General features: G+C 64.9%; 14 protein-coding genes. 1 reads left to right on the top strand and 13 read right to left on the bottom strand.

Translation table 11 applies throughout. The annotated features are described in order from the left end of the window. Positions 1-134: 134 nt before the first annotated feature. From IMX13_RS10820 to dapB, 13 genes are all read right to left on the bottom strand, one after another. Complete coding sequence (locus tag IMX13_RS10820; protein WP_193396344.1) at positions 135-722, bottom strand: SUKH-4 family immunity protein; 588 nt, start codon at positions 720-722, stop codon at positions 135-137. Between the two features lie 51 nt (positions 723-773). Continuing rightward, on the bottom strand, positions 774-1640 hold the full coding sequence (locus IMX13_RS10815) for a leucine-rich repeat domain-containing protein (protein WP_146256237.1): 867 nt from the start codon (positions 1638-1640) through the stop codon (positions 774-776). Positions 1641-1693: 53 nt separating this feature from the next. Further along, on the bottom strand, positions 1694-2194 hold the full coding sequence (locus tag IMX13_RS10810; protein WP_053519334.1) for an SMI1/KNR4 family protein: 501 nt from the start codon (positions 2192-2194) through the stop codon (positions 1694-1696). A 1-nt stretch (position 2195) separates the two neighbouring features. Further along, positions 2196-6626: an RHS repeat-associated core domain-containing protein gene (locus IMX13_RS10805; protein WP_193396343.1), complete on the bottom strand. Its 4431-nt coding sequence runs from the start codon at positions 6624-6626 to the stop codon at positions 2196-2198. A 19-nt stretch (positions 6627-6645) separates the two neighbouring features. Further along, the gene (locus tag IMX13_RS18985) at positions 6646-6774 is read right to left on the bottom strand and encodes a hypothetical protein (protein WP_006441023.1); all 129 of its coding nucleotides are present in this window, start codon (positions 6772-6774) and stop codon (positions 6646-6648) included. Next, positions 6771-8387 (bottom strand): hypothetical protein, encoded by a 1617-nt coding sequence (locus IMX13_RS10800; protein WP_193396342.1) that lies wholly within the window; start codon positions 8385-8387, stop codon positions 6771-6773. Before IMX13_RS10800 ends, IMX13_RS18985 begins: the two co-directional genes overlap by 4 nt. Positions 8388-8406: 19 nt before the next feature. After that, positions 8407-10650: a type VI secretion system tip protein TssI/VgrG gene (gene tssI / locus IMX13_RS10795; protein WP_193396341.1), complete on the bottom strand. Its 2244-nt coding sequence runs from the start codon at positions 10648-10650 to the stop codon at positions 8407-8409. 200 nt (positions 10651-10850) lie between these two features. Further along, positions 10851-12608, bottom strand: coding sequence for a single-stranded-DNA-specific exonuclease RecJ (recJ, locus tag IMX13_RS10790; protein WP_164152632.1), 1758 nt, complete (start codon positions 12606-12608; stop codon positions 10851-10853). Positions 12609-12783: 175 nt separating this feature from the next. Then, positions 12784-13701 carry a phosphoglycerate mutase gene (locus tag IMX13_RS10785; RefSeq protein WP_053519342.1) on the bottom strand — a complete coding sequence of 306 codons (918 nt, stop codon included), beginning with the start codon at positions 13699-13701 and terminating at the stop codon, positions 12784-12786. 4 nt (positions 13702-13705) lie between these two features. Beyond that, the gene (greA, locus tag IMX13_RS10780) at positions 13706-14170 is read right to left on the bottom strand and encodes a transcription elongation factor GreA (protein WP_026347191.1); all 465 of its coding nucleotides are present in this window, start codon (positions 14168-14170) and stop codon (positions 13706-13708) included. A gap of 8 nt (positions 14171-14178) precedes the next feature. Then, positions 14179-17421 (bottom strand): carbamoyl-phosphate synthase large subunit, encoded by a 3243-nt coding sequence (carB, locus tag IMX13_RS10775; RefSeq protein WP_193396340.1) that lies wholly within the window; start codon positions 17419-17421, stop codon positions 14179-14181. A gap of 150 nt (positions 17422-17571) precedes the next feature. Beyond that, positions 17572-18699 (bottom strand): glutamine-hydrolyzing carbamoyl-phosphate synthase small subunit, encoded by a 1128-nt coding sequence (gene carA / locus IMX13_RS10770; protein WP_053519346.1) that lies wholly within the window; start codon positions 18697-18699, stop codon positions 17572-17574. Between the two features lie 326 nt (positions 18700-19025). Continuing rightward, positions 19026-19757: a 4-hydroxy-tetrahydrodipicolinate reductase gene (gene dapB / locus IMX13_RS10765; protein ID WP_081284436.1), complete on the bottom strand. Its 732-nt coding sequence runs from the start codon at positions 19755-19757 to the stop codon at positions 19026-19028. Positions 19758-19846: 89 nt separating this feature from the next. On the opposite strand from dapB, the gene IMX13_RS10760 reads away from it, so the two are divergent. Continuing rightward, positions 19847-20608 carry a 3-oxoacyl-ACP reductase gene (locus tag IMX13_RS10760; protein WP_193396339.1) on the top strand — a complete coding sequence of 254 codons (762 nt, stop codon included), beginning with the start codon at positions 19847-19849 and terminating at the stop codon, positions 20606-20608. Positions 20609-20648: the final 40 nt, after the last annotated feature.

Here is a 20648-nt window from a genome sequence, read left to right as displayed (position 1 = left end):
TTCAACGCATGGCAGGCCGGATCGGGGTTGATCGGGCGATCGTCCGCGATGGCTCTGGAAGATATTGCTGCCGGACGCCACCCAGTGGTCGTCCGGATTCTGCTGCCCGAATGTCGCCTTACAGGACCGACATCTCAAACAAGGCCATCCTGGATCTGTTCCAGAACAATTGACCACCGTGACCCTTCCGTCAGTGCAGCGGCATCAAGCCTCCTCCACTCCGACACCAGCGTCCTGATCGCCCTACTGCGATCGAATCGCGGCTTTGCAGAGCGCTTGGGAATCTCACCCCGCTCGAATGCCTCCAGCCGGGCCTGCATCTCCGCCTGGGAGTAGACCATCGGACCGGAATCATCCGCCTTTGCCTGGGCCTGGAATGCCTCATACGCTTCGAGAAACCCAAGGAAGCTCGACAGGCGTCCATTCACGATCTGACGTCCGCCATCGCCCACGGCAAGTACCTCGCCACTCGCCGACAGGCACAGCAGCACATCCTCGCCCCATGGCTCTCGCGCGATAGCCAGAAGTCCGGTGCCATCGATCTCGACCACGTGGGGCACTTCGAACTGAACAACAGGTACATCGCCCGGCAGCCGTGAAGGAAGCCCCAGCCGAAGCATCAGCTCGCTCGTCGACGGTTCCAGTCCGAAATCCCGAAGGACCTGGGCACTCACCTCCAACGAAACCGAGGCATAAACGCGGGAGAATGCAGTTTCAGTCACGCATGAACCTCATGCAGTTCCAGCGGGCACGGCACCGCACATGCAATGTGGCTAGGTCGTCGCCCCGATGGTGCGCTTCTGAAGCGATTCGATCTTTGCCTGTATTTTCTTCAGACCCACCTTTCCGCAACCCACGAGCGTCAACTCACGAAGCGCGGAAAGATCATTGATGACCTCGATGTTGGCAATCTTCTTGCAGTACTGGATATCCAGTTTCCTGAGCTGCTCGAGCCCCACCAGTGCACGGATGTCTGTCAGCGAACTCAGATTCTTCAGCCATACCGACGTCAACGCGGCAAGTGTCTCGATGCCATCGAGGCTTTTCAGCTTCGTGCCACCCAACAGTCCCAGGCGTTCGAGGCCACCAGCCGATGCAGACAGGATGTTGAAGATCTCACCATCCACGGGGACATTCAGAATGTTCAGTTCTTCCAGAGGCAGGGCCAGGGCCTGCCTGAGATTCTTCAATGACCTGTCTGGATAGAGCGAAAGTACTTTCAACGCGGGGAAGCTTGATGTGTCGAAGCGCACCGGCACGTCGACATACAGCGTCCTCAGATTGGGTAGCACAACGCCCGGCCAGGCCAACGTCCCCGTGCCAAGATGGATGCTCAATGCCTCGATGCTCTCAGGCAGAAGCCCCTCCTCGAGTCCATCCATGATCGACGGTGCGATCGATCCCGGCCCGATGCTGAGCGTCTTGAGACCCCGCATTTCCCTGAGGATCTCCGGAAGCGCTTCGAGCTTGTCGCCGGGAGGTGACCAGAGGTGAACCTGCTCGATCCGGGCGAGCCTCTCAGTGTTGAAAGGGGCGTTGAAGAACACCAGCTCAGCACCCGGAGTCGGGAATGCTGCTTCGTGTCTGCCATGCATCAGAACAACTTTCTGCACGCGCTTTCCGATCTGGCCGATGCCCACGTGCTGCAGCCGCGTCTGCGCGCCAGCGGATGCTGCCGGTGCGCACCCGGCAACTAGCGCCCAAAGAATAGTTCGTCGTACTGGCCATTCATCGCCGCAGTGAGAAATTCGTCGAATGTCTCGGCAAGCCTAGTAACACTTTCAAACTCGGGCTCAACGCCGTGCACAACCGCCCCAGAGCTCCGGCCCAGCCCAACGAATTGATAGTCTCCGTCGACCGCCATAAAAATCGGCAAATACTCTGCCCAGAACTTTCGAACATCCTCGCCATCAGCATCCGTCATTGCAGCGTCAATACTCATCTTCTCAAACTCATCCCAGGAGAACGCGCCATCCGAGACACCCGCAAACTCCTCGATTGAGACGAACCACCGTGACTCATCCTTGTTCGAGAGCGATGTGAAATTCGAAAGAAACTCCAAGTAAAAGGCCGGAACATCTGCATTTATCGAATCATCGATAACAGGTGGCGATCCATCACCACCATCCCTACCAACCAAAATCCAACCCTTTCCCACAAGAAAATCCAGGAAATTCGAATACAGAATATTCATATCAGCTCCTACACTGCGCCTTTATCACATTTATTATTCTTCTCTGCAATCCAGTTGCAGCACTATGATTCGGATTCTTAATCTTTCTCGTTTCATTCGTAATCGTTAGTACCTGCCCCTCTGGCCCACCCAGCGCCAAGCCGTGAGGATGATGGCCACCGGATTCTCCAGGTTTAGCGCGAATAACGTCCACTTCCGATTTCGGCCGATAGAACACGGGCGTACTATCCGGGTCGATGCCCTGCCACTCAGGCGCGCTCTTGAATTTATCCCTAGCCTCCTGCAATAGATCTGGGTAATCCTTCAACCACTCAGCAAGTGTTTTTGTTACATAGAGCCCCAGCGCATCAAACCAGCGAAACGGATTCCTTGCATATCCATATATGTTTACTCCACCAGCAATAGAAATTGGATCCTCTGAGACATACGAACCCGCGTGCGGATCGTAATAGCGATATCTATTGTAGTGGAGGCCGGTTTCAAGGTCCGCGTACTGCCCTTGGAATCTGATGAAGTTGTGAACCCCGTCATCGAAGCGTTCCTCATGCAACTTGCCCCAACCATCATACGAGCCTGACCAGCCGCACCTCCCGTCGCGACAAAGCAGCCGGATGGGCCGTCCATTAGGATCAACTTGATAGACCCATACCTCCTTGCCCGGCTGGTTTTCCTTGACCTTGGCACCTGAAGATCCCAGCTCGCCCACTAGGCTTGAAACGGGATCGGCAAATGCCGCTTCACTGTGAAGCGGCTCGGGTGGCTTTTCACCGCGCTCGACCACCTCGGCGGCAATGATTAACCCACTTGAGCCCAATGATGCTCCACCGCCCAACAGACCGATACCGCGTTTACTGGCCCCAACTGTGGAACTCACTGGTATTGAAGCACGATTACGATGTAGCAGAGCATCTGCGCCGCTCGCTGCGGGAGTTGGAGCACTGCTAGTTGCGCTTACGCCCCTGCTGGAGCGCTCTACAACCAACGCCAACGGCACAAACGTACCCGGGTAGTACACATACTCCCGCACCCGCTTATGCAGCCTCTCCAGCTGCCGCTGCCGACGCCGTACCTCGACCAGGCTGCCCACATTCCCCACCCACACCGGCGCCGCCTCTTCGGCGTCATTGGCCTGCTGCACTTCGCCCAGCAACGCATCACCATCCCAGAAGAACCACGTCGTCTGCGTCGGGTTGCGCTTGAACACCCGCCGCCCCAGCGGGTCATAGCCGTAGTACGTTGACTGCCCGTTGCGGCGGCTCTCCGCCAACCGATGGTTGGCATCCCAGATCAGCGTCAGGTCATCCGGCGCATCCCCTTGCGGTGCGCCCTTGCGCACCAGATCACCCGCCCGGTCAAACACGTAGTGCACGCCCTGATAGGTGCCTTCGCGCGTCCAGGTGGTCAGGTCGTCGTCGTCGCCGCCTACCACCTTGCGCGCCTGCACCTGCTTCACTTCGGTGCGCAGCCGGTCGCCAGCCGGATCGTTGAAGTAGCGCTCGACCCTTCCCTTCGGGTCGATATGCTGCAGCAGGCGCCCGATCGCGTCGTAGCGGTACTCATCGACGCCCTGTGCGCTGTCGCTACGTTTGGTCAGGTTGCCACTGCGGTCGTAGTCGTAACGCGTCTCGAACAACGGGGCGGCATCTTTCAACACCGACTGTGAGGTCAGCAGGTTGCGGCTGTCGTAGGTGAACTCGCGTTGCAATTGCGGGCTCAGCTGCTCGCGCGTGGTGCGGCCCAGCGCGTCGCGCTCCATCGAGATCGGCGGCTCGTCATTGATGGCCACCGATACGGTCTGGTCGCGCAAGTCGTAGCCGAACGCTAACCGATTGCCGGCAGCGGTCTCGCGCAGTACGCGGTTGCCTACTTCATCATAGGCATAGCCGACGCGGAACCCGTCCTGCAGTTCCTCCAGCAATTGCCCCAGCGGGTCATACCGGCGCTTCACTGTACGCACCGGATTGCGCAGCTCGACAATCTGGCCCTGCACGTCGTAGACAAAGTGTTCCTGTACCTGCTGTCCAGGATGGCGTACATCCGGCAGCGTCTTGCGGGTGATGCGCCCGAGCTTGTCGGTGGTGAAGGCGATGCGCTGGCCCAGCGGATCCACGGTGGCGGTCAGTCGTCCGGCCGCGTCATAGGTATAGCGCCGCGACTGCCCCCAGTAGTCCACTTCCTCGACGATGCGGCCCAGCGCGTCGCGCACCAGCTGATAGGTTTCGCCGCGCTGGTTGAGGACCGCGATGAGCTGCTCTTCGGTGTCGTAGCGGTACTCCACGCTGTGCCCATCGGCCTGCAGGCGCTTGCTGATCTGTCCGATGCCCACGTACTGCAGCCGCGTCTGCGCGCCCGCTTCGTCGGTATAGCGCAGCAGCTGATCTTCGGCATCATACTCGCAACGCACACCGTTGCCGTCGGGGCCAGCGGTGGCCAGTAGGCGTCCCTTGGCGTCGTACTCGTAGCGGCTGACCTGCCCCAGCGGGTCGACCTGGCGCAGCAGGTTGCCGAGTGGATCATGCTCAAACCGGCTCTGATGGCCCAGCGCATCGATAACCGCGGCCACCAGTCCATGACGGTCATAGCGCAGTTGCGTGACCGCGTGCCGTGCGTTGGTCTGCGCCTGCAACTGGCCCTGTGCGTCGTAGTCGAAGCGGGTGGTTGCACCCAATGGATCGGTCTGGCTGACCAGCAGGCCCTGGCCATTGTAGGCCTGCTGCCAGTCGACACCATCCGGCGTACGCAACGACACCATGTGGTCGTCCAGGTCGTACTCCATCTGGATCGACGTGCCATCGGCGCGGGTCAGGCAGACCAGGTTGCCATGCGCATCATAGGCAAACGCCGTTCGCAGTCCTTCCGGATCGGTCACCGCCACGGTCCGCCCGAAATCGTCGTACTCGAACAGCGTCACGCCATCGAGCGGATCGATCTCGCACAGTGGCAGCTGGTTCTCGTCAAATTTGACCACGCTCAGGTGACCCAGCGAGTCGGTCACCCGGGTCTCGCGCAGCAGCGCGTCGTACTCGAAGTGATAATCGTAGAGACCACCATCGCCCCACGAATGCACCACCCTGCCCTGCGCATCGAACGCATAGTGGAACGACAGGCCCACGCGGTCGGTATGCCGCACCATGCGGTGACGTTCATAGGCAAAGGTGCGTGGCGCCCCCAGTGCGTCGACTGCCGCCAGCAGGTCACCTTCGGCACTGTACCGGTAGCTCACCAGCGGATGGGCCAGGCCGGTGGCGGGGTCGTGCAGGGCCATGCGCTCAATGTGGCCGTGGCGCGCCTCCACTTCGATGAAGCGGCCCTGCAGGTCACCGATACCGCTCTCGACGATGCGCACCAGATGGCCGTCGCGACGCTCGAAGCGCCAGTGGTTGCCATGCGCATCCTCGATGCGCTCGATCGGCCAGGACTGCGGGCCCGGCAACGCGCTGACACCTGCAGGCAGCTCGCCACCGAACACGTACTGCAGGCCGTTCTTGAAGCGCACCCGCCACTGCCCGCGCCGCCTCAGCAGGCGCGCGCCATCGACGAAATCGAGAATCGCCCCGGCCTCTCCCTCGGCGGGCGGCAGCTCGGGGAAGAACGCGACCTGGTCGGGGCCGGACAGCCAGACGCTGCCATCGGCCAGCAGCTCCAGGCGGATGTCTGCCGGCGTCTGCCAGCCCGCGCCGCACAGACCCGGCGCGTCCGCGTGGCGCGAGCCGTAGCTGCGTTGCCAAGTGAGCGGCAAGCGGCCCGGTACATCGAAATCCTGGTGGTTGACCACCACGCTGCCATCACGGATATCCACCGGCTCGGCGCGAAGCACCTTGCACTTCAGGAAACCCGAGGGCAGGTTTCCCCACTTGCCCCGCCGCCAATTGGCAAAGGCATCCATCTTCTTGCGGAAGAACGCACTCTTGCGCAGCTTGCCCAGGCCTGCGAACGCCGCGCGGAACGCGAGCGCCGTCCATGACACCGTCGGTGGTCCTCCCACCTTGACGCTGGTGGGAATGGCCACGTTCAGGCCGGTCGGCAGTGACATCGCCCGAAGTGGCTTCTTCGGCTTCTTCACCCGGAACGGGTTGATCATGCCGGCCAGATTGCAGTCCAGCACCGGCATCGCCAGCCGCGAGAACGGCTCGCCATCGGCCGACACGGTACGACTGCCCATGAAGATCTCTTCGCCGTCGAACTGAGGGCCCATCGGTGCCGCCAACGGCGGCCCCCACACACCGAGCGGGATGTGGATATCCAGGCCGCCGGTACCGGCGGTGCCGCGATGCACGCCGTTGACCTTGATGGTCGAACCGATGAACGGGATGTAGTCGAACGGATCCAGCACCAGGCCGATGTGCGGCGTCGGCAGCGGGCACGGCGGCACCGCATACATGTGGATGTCGATACCCAACTGCGGATCGAAATGCTTGGCGGCGATGCTCACGGCAACACTCCCTGTTGCTTTACAAGGCGCGGAACAACGCGCGCAGGAACGCCTTTACTTCGTCACGGTACTCGGCGCTGATCCAGGTCACGACGATGATGCCAAGCACGATGGCCACCAGCATCACCACGGTCTTGTTCGACTTCATGCAACAGCCACTCCTGTAACGGCGGGCCCGGCAGGCGCGGCCACGGGCGGCTGCAGCAGGCCACTGGGATCGGGCAGCGGCTGCATCGCCGGGGGCTCGCTCCACACCGGAATCTCGTGGTCGAGCGGGTGTTCGATCGCCGGCAGGCCGTTCCAGCCCGGGTCGAGGAAATCACGGCCAACGGCCACGATCTTGCGAAAGAATTCGTCACCGCCCTGGATCAGCCGCTCGCGTTCCTGCTGCGCACGATGAAAGCCGCGCTCCAGCGCGGCATCGAGCTCGGCGTCGATGGCATCCAGCGCCGGACACGGAGGACGCGGGCCGAGTGCGCGCCCCTGCGCGTCCGCCTTCTCCAGCAGGCCGGTGCTGGCCTGCAGGTAGTCAGTGGCGACCTGCCGCAGTTGTTCGCAGCGTCGTGCGTCCTGAAGCTGCAGCAGATCCCACAGTGCCTGGGGCAGCGTCGTCGCCTTGCGGTCGGCCGGCGCCAGCGGCTTGGCGATGCGGATCGCCTCCAGCAGCTGCGTGCGCGCAGCCTCTCGCTGGCCCGCCTGCACATGACACCAGCCCGCCATGCGCTGGCCCTCCAGTGCGAACATGGGGTGCGGAATGCTGGCTGCGGAAGCGGATGCCTGCAGGTAGGTCTGTGCCGCACGCTCGGGTTGCTTGGCCGCCAACCAGCAGCCCGCTTCACCGAACCAGCTCTGCATCACCAGTTCCGGCGCGGCAGGATTGCCGCTGGCACGTGCACCTTCGGCGGCGCTGCGTGCCTGCCGGTAGCTGTTGATCGCCTGGCTGTGATCGCCATGTTTCAGCCAGGCACCAGCCACCATCATCTGCACCACCGACTGCTGGTCCTGCCAGCCATGCCGCTGCGCCAGGCCCTGCGCGCGTCCGGCGCGGGCCACCACCTGCGACGGACTGCCTCGCTCCAGCAGCAGCATCAGGTCCGCCAGCAGCTGCCGGTACAGCACTTCCGGACCGCGACCACCGGATTGCGCGGCGGTATCCCGGGCAATCGCAAACATGTCGACCGGTGCGGTGACCACCCGTGCGGTCCTGGCATGACGCTCCAGCAGCGGCTGCCAGCGCGGGTCCTCTTCGGTATCCACCAGCACCAGTCGCAGGCGCTCTCCCGGCGCAGCGGCCAGCGCCGCATCCAGCCAGCGCTCGAAGCCTTCACCGGGCACGCAACGCTCCGGTTCCAGCACGGCAGCCAGCAGGCGCAGATGCTCGCCGTGATGGTCGACGAAACTCTCCAGCACATCGACCACACCCTGCGCGCTGTCCGGATGCGCCTCGCTCGGGCCACGCCAGCCCAATGGCACCTGCTGCGCGCGCAGATCGTCCTGGCTGGCCAGATAACGGTCGAGCAGATCCTGCTTGACCTGCCGGCTGTAACGGAAGCCCAGCTCATAGGCGGTATCGATGCGCAGGAAGCAGTCCTGCGTATCACGCCCTGCGTCGTTGCGCTGCATCTCGAAGAACGCGGCCAGCAGGCGGCTGGCGGCAGCCGGCAGACGCCATACCAACAGGCGCCTGCTGCTGTCGGCGCTGGCCTCCAGCCAGGCATCGCGCAATGCGTTCAGGCCGCGCAGCATGGGGGTGTCCTGCATGGTGTATCTCCCGTGCTGTTCAGCAGTTGAGCTTGATCTCGCTGCCGTTGACTGACACACCGCCTGCGTCGATGACCACTTCCGAGCCACCGGCGGTGATCTTGATGGCGCTGTCGGTGATCTCGATGACCGAGCCACCCACCTTGGTGGACAGCTTGACCGCCGACTCCAGGCTCATCGCGCCATCCGAGCCCTGGCTGTGCGTACCGGTCACGTCCTGGCTGAAATTGCCGGTGACGTCAATCACCCGCTCGCCGACATTGCTGTCGTCGACCTTGCCCTGCACGCTGCGCTTGTCATGACCGGTAATGGTCACCTCCCGCGCGGCATTCAGCGTCTCCGTCACCAGTCCGCCAACCGTGCGACTGGAGGTCGAGGTGACGGTCTCGGTCCACGTGCCGGTGCGCTGGCTGGTGAAGTTGCCGGTCAAGGTGGTCTTGAAGTCGCCGGTGATGGTTTCGGTATAGCCGGCCGCAGAGATCGTCTTGGTTTCCCCTGCTTCGTACTTCTCGGTCACCGCGCCGGTCACATTGGTGGTGCGGGTGCCGGTAACGCCGAGCGTGTCGGTGCCGGTGACCGTGATGCCACGGTTGCCGCCGACGCTGATGTCCTGGTTGGCGCCGACGTCCATTCGATGGTTGACCGACACCGATGTGGACTTGTTGTTCTTGACGCTGGCGTTCTGGTCGTTGAGCACGGTGGTGACCATGTCACGCTGCGCCCGCATGTTCAGCAGCTCGCCACCCGCACCATCATGCATGGTGATCTCATTCCAGCCCGCGCCCTTGACCGTCTTCGACTTGAGGCCGCTCACCTCCATGCCGAACGGCGGCATGTTGTCCTCGTTGTAGACACGACCGGTGATGATGGGGCGGTCCGGGTCGCCATCGAGGAAATCGACGATCACCTCCTGGCCCACGCGCGGCGGCGACACGCCACCCATGTCGGCGCCTGCCCACGGACTCGCACTGCGGATCCAGCACGAGGCATTCTCGCGGCGATCGAGCTGGCGGTCCCAATGGAACTGCACTTTCACCCGGCCGTAGCGGTCGGCATGCAGTTCCTCCCCCGGCGGACCGACCACGGTGGCGGTCTGCGGACCCGGCATGCGCGGCCATGGCGTCCGCCGCAGCGGCCTGTAGGGGATGCGACGGCGCAGCACCTCGGCCTGCACTTCGACACTCGGGGCTTCAGCGCTGCCGAAATCGGCAGCGAAATTGTTGTGGCCTTCCCGCTGCACACTCACCACGAAGAAGCTGCGGTCGGTATCGTCACGTCCGATGAAATCCGGGTGCCGCTCCAGTTCGAAGCAGGCGCCGGCATCGAGTTCACCGGCATTGCCCGCGCACTCGAACAGCTTGGTCGGCCACGCCACTTCCTCGTTGCGCACCGCCGCCAGCGCCTGGCCAACGCGGCTGTTGGTGAAACGCGCCGCACCGTCGTAGCGGTACTGCTCGAGCGGCGGCAGCAGGCCCAGCGGCACCTGATTGCCCTGGTTGCCATCCAGCGTCTGGCCCGGCTGCTTGAAGTCGAAACTGCGCAGGGTCTGCACGCTGGGCCCGACGCGTCGGCGTGCACCCCAGCGGTGCAGGCCGGTGCTGGCCAGCGTGCCCTGGTCGGACACGAACGCGATGGGCTGCGGTTCGCCGTGCGCGGTGCTCAGCGTTGAATCGTCGCTGATCACCATCGTATGGCCCTCTTCGTCATGGACGAAGCTGTAGTACAGGCCGGCATCTTCCAGCAGGCGACTGACGAAGGCGAAATCGGACTCGTTGTACTGCACGCAGTACGGCAGCGGCGGCAGCTTGCCGGCATTGAGGTCGTAGCGGAACTTCGCCAGCTGTGCGTAGCCCTGGAACACCTCCTCGATGATCTGCAGCACGTTGCGGTCCTGGAAGATCCGGCAGTTGCAGGTGTAATCGAGGAAGGCGAACCAAGGCGCGAGCTCGGCCCGGTAGGCACTGAACTGGGCCTGTTGGCCGGTACTGGCGAACTCGCGAACGTAGCCGTGCACGCTGCGGTTGCCGAATTCATCGCCCAGCTGCAGGCGCAGCGGCTGCCCGACCAGCTGTTTCAGCTCCAGCCGCGGCTGGACCGACAGCAGTTCGATACGGTAGGCGAACGGGCTGGACACCGCCTCGCTGCCCTCGAAACGCTTGACCAGGAAAGTGTCCGGATCCAGAGCGGTTTCGACGCGGATCAGGCGTCGGTCCTGGTGCAGGCGCTGCAGTGCGGCGCCGGGAAGCAGTGATTCGGCGTACATCGGGCGTTCCGTCGTCCCATGTTGGTCGTGGCCCGACTTTGCCACCGGCAGGTGACATGCGCCAGCTTTTTGACGCTTTTGCCTCTGGATAAAGAGATGAATTCATTAAGGAAATTCAAGGAACTGCGAATTTCCTCACATTTCCTTCCCCGCGACCCCGTCGCCAACGCTGGCCCCGGCGGGAGTGCGCGAACGCTGCCTCACGCCGGCAGGCAATGCTCGACAATCAGCTGGATGGCGCTACCACCGCGATAGTCGTCGCAGGCCAGCCGGTAGGCCAGATGCACATGGCGGCTCGGCGCATTGCCGTGCCAGCCGCCAAAATGGATCGCGTTGATCGTGCCAGGCACGCCAGGCAGGCGCAGTTCCAGCTTGAGGTGGCGTTCCTTCAGCACGCGCCAGTTGGCCACCTCGAAATGGCCATCGAACAGCGGCTCCGGGAAGCCCTGCCCCCAAGGACCGGCCAGGCGCAGCGCATCGGCATGGCGATGGTCGAGCTCGTCCGCTGCCAGTTCGCCGTCGCTGAGCACCTGCTGTTGAAGTGCCGCTGGGTCGAGCATCTCCAGCACGACGGCAACGAAGGCCGCCTTGAAGGCGTCGACATGATCGAGCCGCAGGCTGAGGCCGGCCGCCATGGCGTGGCCGCCGAAGCGCTCGATCAGGCCGGGATGTCGTGAATCGACCAATGCCAGCGCGTCACGGATATGCAGGCCCGGAATCGAACGCGCGGAGCCACGCAGGGTGTCGGCACCGGGCTCGGCCGGCGCGAAGGCGATCACCGGCCGGTGCAGGCGATCCTTCATCTTCGAGGCCACCAGACCGACCACGCCCGGATGCCACTCGGCATCGAACAGGCACGCCGCCACCGGCCGCTGCCCGGCCATGTCCAGCACAACTCGGGTCAGCGCCTGCTCGGCATCGTCGGTCATCGACTGCTGCACGGCGCGGCGTTCCGCATTGATCTGCTCCAGCGTCTGCGCGATCTCCCGCGCCTGCCGCGGGTCCTCGGTCAGCAGCAGCGCGATGCCCAGCGCCATGTCTTCCAGCCGACCGGCGGCATTCAGGCGTGGGCCCAGGGCGAAGCCGATGTCGGTCGCGGTCAGCCGCGCCGCGTCGCGCCCACTGGCTTCGATCAGCGCCTTCAGGCCGACACAGCCCTGCCCCGAACGCAATCTGCGCAGGCCCGCACTGACCAGTGCGCGGTTGTTCGGATCCAGTGCCACCAGGTCGGCGACGGTGCCGACCGCCACCAGGTCCAGCAGCGTGGTCAGGTCCGGGCCCTTGCCATCGGCGAACACGCCGGCCTCGCGCATCCGCCGGCGCAGCGCCATCAGCACGTAGAAGATCACGCCGACACCGGCCAGCGACTTGCTGGGAAATGCGTCGCCATCCAGGTTCGGATCGACGATCACGTCGGCCGCAGGCAACTGCGGGCCCGGCAGATGATGGTCGGTGACCAGCACCTGCCAGCCACGCGCCTTTGCGGCCGCGACGCCGGCATGGCATGCAATGCCGTGGTCGACAGTGACCAGCAGGTCCGGCTTCAGCGCGGCCAGTTCCTCCACCAGCGAGGGCGACAGTCCATAGCCGTGCACCATCCGGTTGGGCACCGCATGGAAGACATGCTGTGCGCCGAGCATGCGCAGGCCGCGCACGCCGACCGCACAGGCGGTAGCGCCATCACAGTCGAAATCGCCGACCACCAGGATTCGCTTGTCATTGGCGATGGCCTCGACCAGCAGGTCGACCGCAGCGTCGATGCCGGTCAGCAGTTCGGGGGCATGCAGATTGCCCAGCTTCGGCAGCGCCAGTTCCGGCGTCCCCGCGCCACGGCTGGCATAGAGACGTGCAAGCAGTGGCAGCGTTCCCTCCGGCCATGCAGCCGGCGTAGCTGCCTCACGGCGTCGGATTGTCGGCGTATCGGAAGACGGCAGCGCTGGATCGGCGGCAAGGGACATCGGCATCGCCGGTTACGAAAGACAGAGGGATGATACCGCGCGTGGGAGAGGCTGGCGGGATTGCGCCCGGCACCTGCGGTAGTGCCGGCCGCTGGCGGCAACCCCGGCAAACATCGGGGTCAGAGCCGTTCTCCGATGGAAAACGGATCCGACCCCCGCTCGACCGAGTCCCCGGTCAGTCGTGCAGCTGGCGCGGCTTCTTCCAGAACTGCCAGCGCTGTCCGCGATCCAGCTGGAACTGCAGGCCGTCCTCGAAATCGAGCACCAGCCGCTGCAGTTCGCCACGCTTCAACGCGGCCAGCAGCGGGCGGATCGCCTCGTTGCCCAACTGCTGCAGCGAACGCAGCTGGCGCAGGTCAACCAGCGCATCGACAGCCTGCTCACCATCCACCGCCACGCCAGCGGCCTGCGCCAGGCTCTGCAGCAGCGCATCGCGGCTGCGCACCTGCGCATGCACCGTGCTGACCGACACCGGCATCACGCCACCGCCCCAGAACCACAGCGAATTGATCGGCTGCTGGCCCTGCGCGGCGCGCTGCTGGTTCCAGGAGTGGTTGTGCAGCAGCACCTGCGCCTCGGTCATCAGCGCCCGCCAGCGGCGGCCGCCCTCGCCTTCCGGCAGGTGCGAGAACAGGTCATCGCCGAGCACCTCGTCGGGACCGTCGAACGCCGGCAGTGCGGTATCGATCGGCAGCCGCAGATACCAGCGCGACGGATCAGGCGCGTCGAGCACGAAGCCGGCCTCGGCGAACAACGGCTGCAGCACCGGCAGCAGGGCGAGGCTGTCTGCCAGGGTTGGTCGCAGGGTTTCGCCGTAGGCCATCATCCGCGCGCCATGCATGTCCGGCACCATGCAGGCCGGATCGGCGCGCAGCCAGCTGGCACCGGCCGCATCGCCCACGTCACGCTGGCGGGTCAGCGCGGCCACCGGCCAGTGCGGCGCGGCAACCGTGAAATGGCGCGTCAGCTGCGCCCGTTCACCCGGCTCGACCTGCACCGCTGTGGCACGGCCGAGCGCACGTGCCACATCGTCCGGCAGCGCAGCCGCGGCAAAGCGGCTGCGTGCGGGCAACAGCAGGGTCGCCGTCGCCACGTGCTCAGTCCACGTAGCTGACGCTGACGATCTCGTACTCGCGCTGCCCAGCCGGGGCGTCGATCACGATCGAATCGCCTTCCAGCTTGCCGATCATCGCGCGCGCCACCGGCGAGGAAATCGCGATCAACCCCAGCTTGATGTCCGCTTCGAGGTCACCCACGATCTGGTACTTCTTCTCTTCGTCGGTTTCCACGTCGGCCAGGGTCACGCTGGCGCCGAACACCACCTTGGAGCCGGCATTGAGCTTGCTCACGTCGATGATCTCGGCGTGCGACAGCTCGCCTTCCAGCTGCTTGATGCGGCCTTCGATGAAGCCCTGTTCCTCGCGCGCGGCGTGGTACTCGGCATTCTCCTTCAGGTCGCCATGCTCACGCGCTTCGGCGATCGCGGCGATCACCTTCGGCCGCTTGACCGACTTCAGGTGATCCAGCTCGTCGCGCAGCTTCTGCGCGCCCTTCATCGTGATGGGGGCTCTCATGCATTCAACTCCTTGTGCAGCTCCTGCAGCGACCAGACGGGGCCGGTGCCGCGGAATTCCAGTGAATCCACCAGCGCCTTGGCGCCGGCAATGGTGGTCGAGTAGGTGACGCGGTGCTGCAGCGCCTCGCGACGGATCGAGAACGAGTCGTTGATCGCCGAGCGACCTTCGGTCGTGTTGACGATGTAGACGATCTCGCCGTTCTTGATCGAATCGACGATGTGCGGACGACCCTCGACCACCTTGTTGATGATCTCGCACTGCATGCCATGCTGCTGCAGCCAGGCGGCGGTGCCACGGGTGGCCACCAGGCTGTAGCCGCGCGCCAGCAGCGCCTTGGCGACCGGCAGCACGCGCTTCTTGTCCGGGTCGCGCACCGACACGAAGGCCTTGCCGATCGGCGGGGCCTTGATGCCGCCGGCTTCCTGCGCGCGTGCGAAGGCGGCGTTGAAGCTGCGACCGACGCCCATCACCTCGCCGGTGGACCGCATTTCCGGCCCGAGGATCGGATCGACGCCCTGGAACTTGGCGAACGGGAAGATCGCTTCCTTCACCGAGTAGTAGTCCGGCACGATCTCTTCGGTCGCGCCCTGCTCGGCCAGGGTCCTGCCGGCCATGCAGCGTGCGGCGATCTTGGCCAGCGGCATGCCGGTGGCCTTGGACACGAACGGCACCGTGCGCGAGGCACGCGGGTTCACTTCAAGCAGGTAGACGGTGTCGTCGCCCTCGTCGCTGGTCTGGATCGCGAACTGGGTGTTCATCAGGCCGACCACGTTCAGCGCCTTGGCCAGTTCCACCACCTGGCGACGCAGCTCGGCCTGGGTCTCGGCCGACAGCGAGTACGGCGGCAGCGAGCACGAGGAATCGCCCGAATGCACGCCGGCTTCTTCGATGTGCTCCATCACGCCACCGATAAGCACGTTGCCATCCTTGTCGGCGATGATGTCGACATCGCACTCGACAGCGTTGTCGAGGAAGCGGTCCAGCAGCACCGGCGAATCGTTGGACACCTTCACCGCATCACGCACGTAGCGAGCCAGATCGGCTTCGCCGTACACGATCTCCATCGCACGGCCACCGAGCACGTAGCTCGGACGCACCACCAGCGGGTAGCCGATCTCGCGGGCCAGCAGCAGGGCTTCCTGGTCGTTGCGGGCGATACGGTTCGGCGGCTGCTTCAGGCCCAGCTTGTCCACCAGCTGCTGGAAACGCTCGCGGTCCTCGGCCAGGTCGATGGAGTCCGGGCTGGTACCGATCACCGGCACGCCATTGGCTTCCAGCGCGCGCGCCAGCTTCAGCGGCGTCTGCCCGCCGTACTGCACGATCACGCCCTTCGGCTGTTCCAGCTCGACGATCTCCAGCACGTCTTCCAGCGTCAGCGGCTCGAAGTACAGGCGGTCGGAGGTGTCGTAGTCGGTCGAAACGGTTTCCGGGTTGCAGTTGACCATGATGGTTTCATAGCCATCCTCGCGCAGCGCCAGCGCCGCATGCACGCAGCAGTAGTCGAACTCGATGCCCTGGCCGATGCGGTTCGGACCGCCGCCCAGGATCATGATCTTGTCGCGGTTGCTCGGCGCGGCCTCGCACTCGTCCTCGTAGGTCGAGTACAGGTAGGCGGTGCCGGTGGCGAACTCGGCAGCACAGGAGTCCACGCGCTTGTAGACCGGGCGCACCTTGTGGGCACGACGCAGTGCGCGGATGGCCGCTTCGTTGGTGCCGGTCAGCTGGGCCAGGCGGGCGTCGGAGAAACCGGCACGCTTGAGCTTGCGCAGACGCGCAGCGTCGAGCGCGTCGATGCCGTCGGCAGCGACTTCACCTTCGGCAGCGATGATTTCCTCGATCTGGTCCAGGAACCAGTGGTCGATGAACGACAGCGCATGGATCTCTTCCACGCTCATGCCGGCGCGGAACGCGTCGGCCACGTAGAACAGGCGCTCCGGACCCGGTGCCTTCAGCTCGCGGCGCAGGGTCTGCAGGTCTTCCTCGTTGGCCAGGTCCAGGCCGGTCGGGTCGAAGCCGACCTTGCCGGTTTCCAGGCCGCGCAGCGCCTTCTGTACCGATTCCTGGAAGGTGCGGCCCATCGCCATCACTTCGCCCACCGACTTCATCTGGGTGGTCAGGCGTGCATCGGCGGCCGGGAACTTCTCGAAGGCGAAGCGCGGGATCTTGGTGACCACGTAGTCGATGGACGGCTCGAACGACGCCGGGGTCAGGCCACCGGTGATCTCGTTCTTCAGTTCGTCCAGGGTGTAGCCCACGGCCAGCTTGGCGGCCACCTTCGCGATCGGGAAGCCGGTGGCCTTGGAGGCCAGCGCCGAGGAGCGCGACACGCGCGGATTCATCTCGATGACGACCACGCGGCCGGTCTTCGGGTTGATGCCGAACTGCACGTTGGAGCCGCCGGTATCGACGCCGATCTTGCGCAGCACGGCGATGGAGGCATCGCGCAGGCGCTGGTATTCCTTGTCGGTCAGGGTCTGCGCCGGGGCCACGGTGATCGAGTCGCCGGTGTGCACGCCCATCGGATCGAGATTCTCGATCGAGCACACGATGATGCAGTTGTCGGCGGTGTCACGCACCACCTCCATCTCGAATTCCTTCCAGCCCAGCACCGACTCTTCCACCAGCACTTCGGTGGTCGGCGACAGTTCCAGGCCGCGGCTGACGATTTCCACCAGCTCTTCGCGGTTGTAGGCGATACCACCGCCACTGCCGCCCAGGGTGAAGCTCGGACGGATGATGGTCGGGTAGCCGACGCGGGTCTGGATCTCCAGCGCTTCGTCCAGCGTGTGGGCGACGGCGGCGGTCGGGCACTCCAGGCCGATCTCGCCCATCGCCACGCGGAACAGCTCGCGGTCTTCGGCCATGCGGATCGCTTCGCGCTTGGCACCGATCAGCTCGACGTTGTACTTCTCCAGCACGCCGTTGTCGGCCAGGTCCAGCGCGCAGTTCAGCGCGGTCTGTCCCCCCATGGTCGGCAGCAGCGCGTCGGGCTTCTCCTTGGCGATGATCTTCTCGACCGTCTGCCAGTTGATCGGCTCGATGTAGACGGCGTCGGCCATCTCCGGGTCGGTCATGATCGTGGCCGGGTTGCTGTTGACCAGCACCACGCGGTAACCCTCGTCGCGCAGGGCCTTGCAGGCCTGGGCGCCGGAGTAGTCGAACTCGCAGGCCTGGCCGATGACGATCGGGCCGGCACCGATGATGAGGATGGTCTTTAGGTCAGTGCGCTTGGGCATTTTCTTCTCTAAGTCAGTACAGCGTGACAAGGGGGAGTGATCGCACGCTGTCGATCAGGAATCTCGATCCGCAGCGCCGCGCCGGGAGGCAGCAGCAATGCGGGGGCTTACGGTCCATCGCGGTGCCACCGGTCGCCGGTGGCCTGCGGATCACGCCTTGGCCTGTTCCATCAGGGTCACGAAACGGTCGAACAGCGGACCGACGTCGTGCGGGCCCGGCGACGCTTCCGGATGGCCCTGGAAGGAGAACGCCGGCACATCGGTGCGTGCGATGCCCTGGTTGGTGCCATCGAACAGCGACCGGTGGGTCACGCGCAACGTCGCCGGCAGGGTGGCTTCATCGACCGCGAAACCATGGTTCTGCGAGGTGATCATCACCCGGCCACTGTCCAGGTCCTGCACCGGATGGTTCGCACCATGGTGGCCATGGCCCATCTTGACGGTCTGCGCGCCCGAGGCCAGGCCCAGCAGCTGGTGGCCCAGGCAGATGCCGAAGGTCGGAATCTTCACGTCGATGAAGGTCTTGATCGCGGCGATCGCGTAATCGCACGGCTCCGGGTCACCCGGGCCATTGGACAGGAAGACACCGTCGGGCTTCAGCGCCAGCACTTCAGCCGCCGGGGTCTGCGCCGGCACCACGGTCACTTCGCAGCCGCGTTCGGCCAGCATGCGCAGGATGTTGGTCTTCACGCCGAAATCGTAGGCCACGACCTTGAAGCGGGCCGGCACGCTGACGAAGGCGTTGGCATCCAGGTCCAGCTGGCCCTCGGTCCAGACATAGGTCTTCTCGGTAGTGACGACCTTGGCCAGATCCATGCCCTTCAGACCCGGGAACTTGCGGGCGGCTTCCAGCGCCTTCTCAACATCGATGTCACCTGCCATCAGCGCACCGTTCTGGGCGCCGTTCTCGCGCAGGATGCGGGTGAGCTTGCGGGTATCGATGCCAGCGATGGCCACCACGCCACGCTGGATCAGCCAGTCCTGCAGCGACACCTGGCTGCGCCAGTTGCTGGGGCGGCGCGGCACATCGCGCACGATCAGGCCGGCCGACCACACCTTGGAGGCTTCGTCGTCCTGGTCGGTCATGCCGGTGTTGCCAATATGCGGATAGGTCAGCGTGACCATCTGCCGGGCGTAGGACGGATCGGTCAGCACTTCCTGGTAACCGGTCATGGCGGTGTTGAACACCACTTCACCGACGGACAGGCCGGGCGCGCCTACGGATTCGCCCTCGAATACGGTGCCGTCTTCGAGGACGAGGATTGCGGCTTGGGTCACGGAAATCTCACTTTGGCTACCGAGGGGGTGCCGAAGTCACGCCTGTGCTTCACGGAAATCCGGTTGCAAAAAAGCGCGGACGTGCGGTTCAGGACCGGTCCGGCTTTGGTGATTCGGCGAGTGCGAATTGTAGCGCTGCCGGAGCGCTCGCGCCAGCGGTTGAATCGTTTCATGAACAGGCGACTGCGTATTCATTTCAATACGCCCGCGTGTGCAAAGCGCGATGGCCGGGGTCGGATCCCTTCTCATGCGGGAAAAGGGCTCTGACCCCAACCGCGGCGAGGGGTCAGATCCCTTTCCGTGGGAAAGGGATCCGACCCCGTGAATCAGTCCGCCGGGGTGTCCAGCAGGTCGCGCACCCGGTAGCTCCCGGGCGCCCGCCCCTGCAGCTGGCGTGCGGCGAACAGCGCACCGCGGGCGAAGATGTCGCGGTTGGTCGCCCGGTGGACCAGTTCGATGCGCTCGCCCAGGCCGGTGAACTGCACCAGATGCTCACCCACGATATCGCCGGCCCGCAGGCTGGCGTACTGCGGATCCGCCCCACCCCGCTGCGCGGCTGCGCCCAGGGTCAGTGCCGTTCCCGAGGGCGCATCCTTCTTCTGCGTATGGTGCGATTCCACAATGTCGCAGTCCCAGCCCGACAGGGCCTGCGCAGCGCGCTCGACCAGCTCGTCCAGCACCGCGACACCGAGGCTGAAGTTCGAAGCCCACACCAGCGGAATGCGCGCCGCGGCGGCGTCCAGCGCCTGGCGCTGCGCACTGGAGATGCCGGTGGTACCCGAGACCAGGCCTGCGCCGCGTTCAACGCACAGGGCCAGCATCGCATCGAAGCCTTCCGGCAGGCTGAAGTCGATGGCCACATCGAATGCCGGCGCCCCTGCCAGCTCGCTGGCGGCAAAGAACGGCACTCCGTCGACCACCCGCTGGGCCGGCGCGCGGCCGGTCACCGCCGCCACGATCTGCAGGGTTTCGGGATGATCGGCGGCCAGCCGCAGCAGGGCCTGGCCCATGCGCCCGGAAGCGCCGTGAATGAGCAATCGCAGGGGAGTCTGGTTCATGCCCCGCAGGCTAGCGGCAGCATGCCCGGTCCGGCAAGCATCATCGCTGCTACGCTGCAGGACTCTTCATGCAATGGACCGCATTTCCCATGCAGATCAGCGAACAGCTGGTACTGGTCACCGGCGCTGGCCGCGGCCTTGGCCAGCATATCGCCCGCGCATTCGCCGCGCAGGGTGCCCGGGTCATCATCAACTACCACCGCAGCGAGGCGGCCGCACGTGCATTGGCGGTGGAGCTGGGCGGGCAGGCACTCGCGCTCCGCGCCGACGTCACCGACCGGGGCCAGATCGAGGCACTCCTGCAGCAGGCGCTGGCGCATTTCGGCCAGGGCGTGACCACCGTGGTCAACAACGCATTGGCCGATTTCTCCTTCAATGGTGATGCGCGCGACGGCGCCGCCGACATTGGCTGGCCGGCGTTCCAGGCGCAGTTCGAAGGCAGCGTGCGCGGCGCGCTCAACACCGTGCAGGCCGCCCTGCCCGGCATGCAGGCGCGCGGTTTCGGCCGCATCATCAACATCGGCACCAATCTGTTCCAGAACCCGGTGGTGCCCTATCACGACTACACGGCCGCCAAAGCCGCCCTGCTTTCGCTGACCCGCACCCTGGCCGGCGACCTGGGGCCGCAGGGCATCACCGTCAACATGCTGTCCGGCGGCCTGCTGCGCAGCACCGATGCCAGCGCCGCGACACCGCAGTCGGTGTTCGATTACATCGCCGCCAACACGCCACTGCGCAGCGTGACCACGCCGGCCGAGTTCGCCGACGCCGCGCTGTTCTTCGCCAGCCCCTGGGCGCGCGCGGTCACCGGCCAGAATCTGGTGGTGGACGGTGGGCTGGTGCGGGATTGAGGCTTCGGCGAGCGCAGCAGCCCCCGCTCTCTCCCGCCAT

Source organism: Stenotrophomonas sp. B2 (assembly GCF_014947095.1).
GTDB lineage: Bacteria > Pseudomonadota > Gammaproteobacteria > Xanthomonadales > Xanthomonadaceae > Stenotrophomonas > Stenotrophomonas maltophilia_P.
This window is presented reverse-complemented; position numbering and strand designations above follow the sequence as displayed.

Excerpts from the sequence above, each read along its gene's own strand:
- IMX13_RS10810 (WP_053519334.1), bottom strand. The coding sequence starts at position 2,194 with ATGAATATTCTGTATTCGAATTTCCTGGATTTTCTTGTGGGAAAGGGT.
- IMX13_RS18985 (WP_006441023.1), bottom strand. The coding sequence starts at position 6,774 with ATGAAGTCGAACAAGACCGTGGTGATGCTGGTGGCCATCGTGCTTGGC.
- IMX13_RS10800 (WP_193396342.1), bottom strand. The coding sequence starts at position 8,387 with ATGCAGGACACCCCCATGCTGCGCGGCCTGAACGCATTGCGCGATGCC.
- tssI (WP_193396341.1), bottom strand. The coding sequence starts at position 10,650 with ATGTACGCCGAATCACTGCTTCCCGGCGCCGCACTGCAGCGCCTGCAC.
- recJ (WP_164152632.1), bottom strand. The coding sequence starts at position 12,608 with ATGTCCCTTGCCGCCGATCCAGCGCTGCCGTCTTCCGATACGCCGACA.
- carB (WP_193396340.1), bottom strand. The coding sequence starts at position 17,421 with ATGCCCAAGCGCACTGACCTAAAGACCATCCTCATCATCGGTGCCGGC.
- dapB (WP_081284436.1), bottom strand. The coding sequence starts at position 19,757 with ATGAACCAGACTCCCCTGCGATTGCTCATTCACGGCGCTTCCGGGCGC.
- IMX13_RS10760 (WP_193396339.1), top strand. The coding sequence starts at position 19,847 with ATGCAGATCAGCGAACAGCTGGTACTGGTCACCGGCGCTGGCCGCGGC.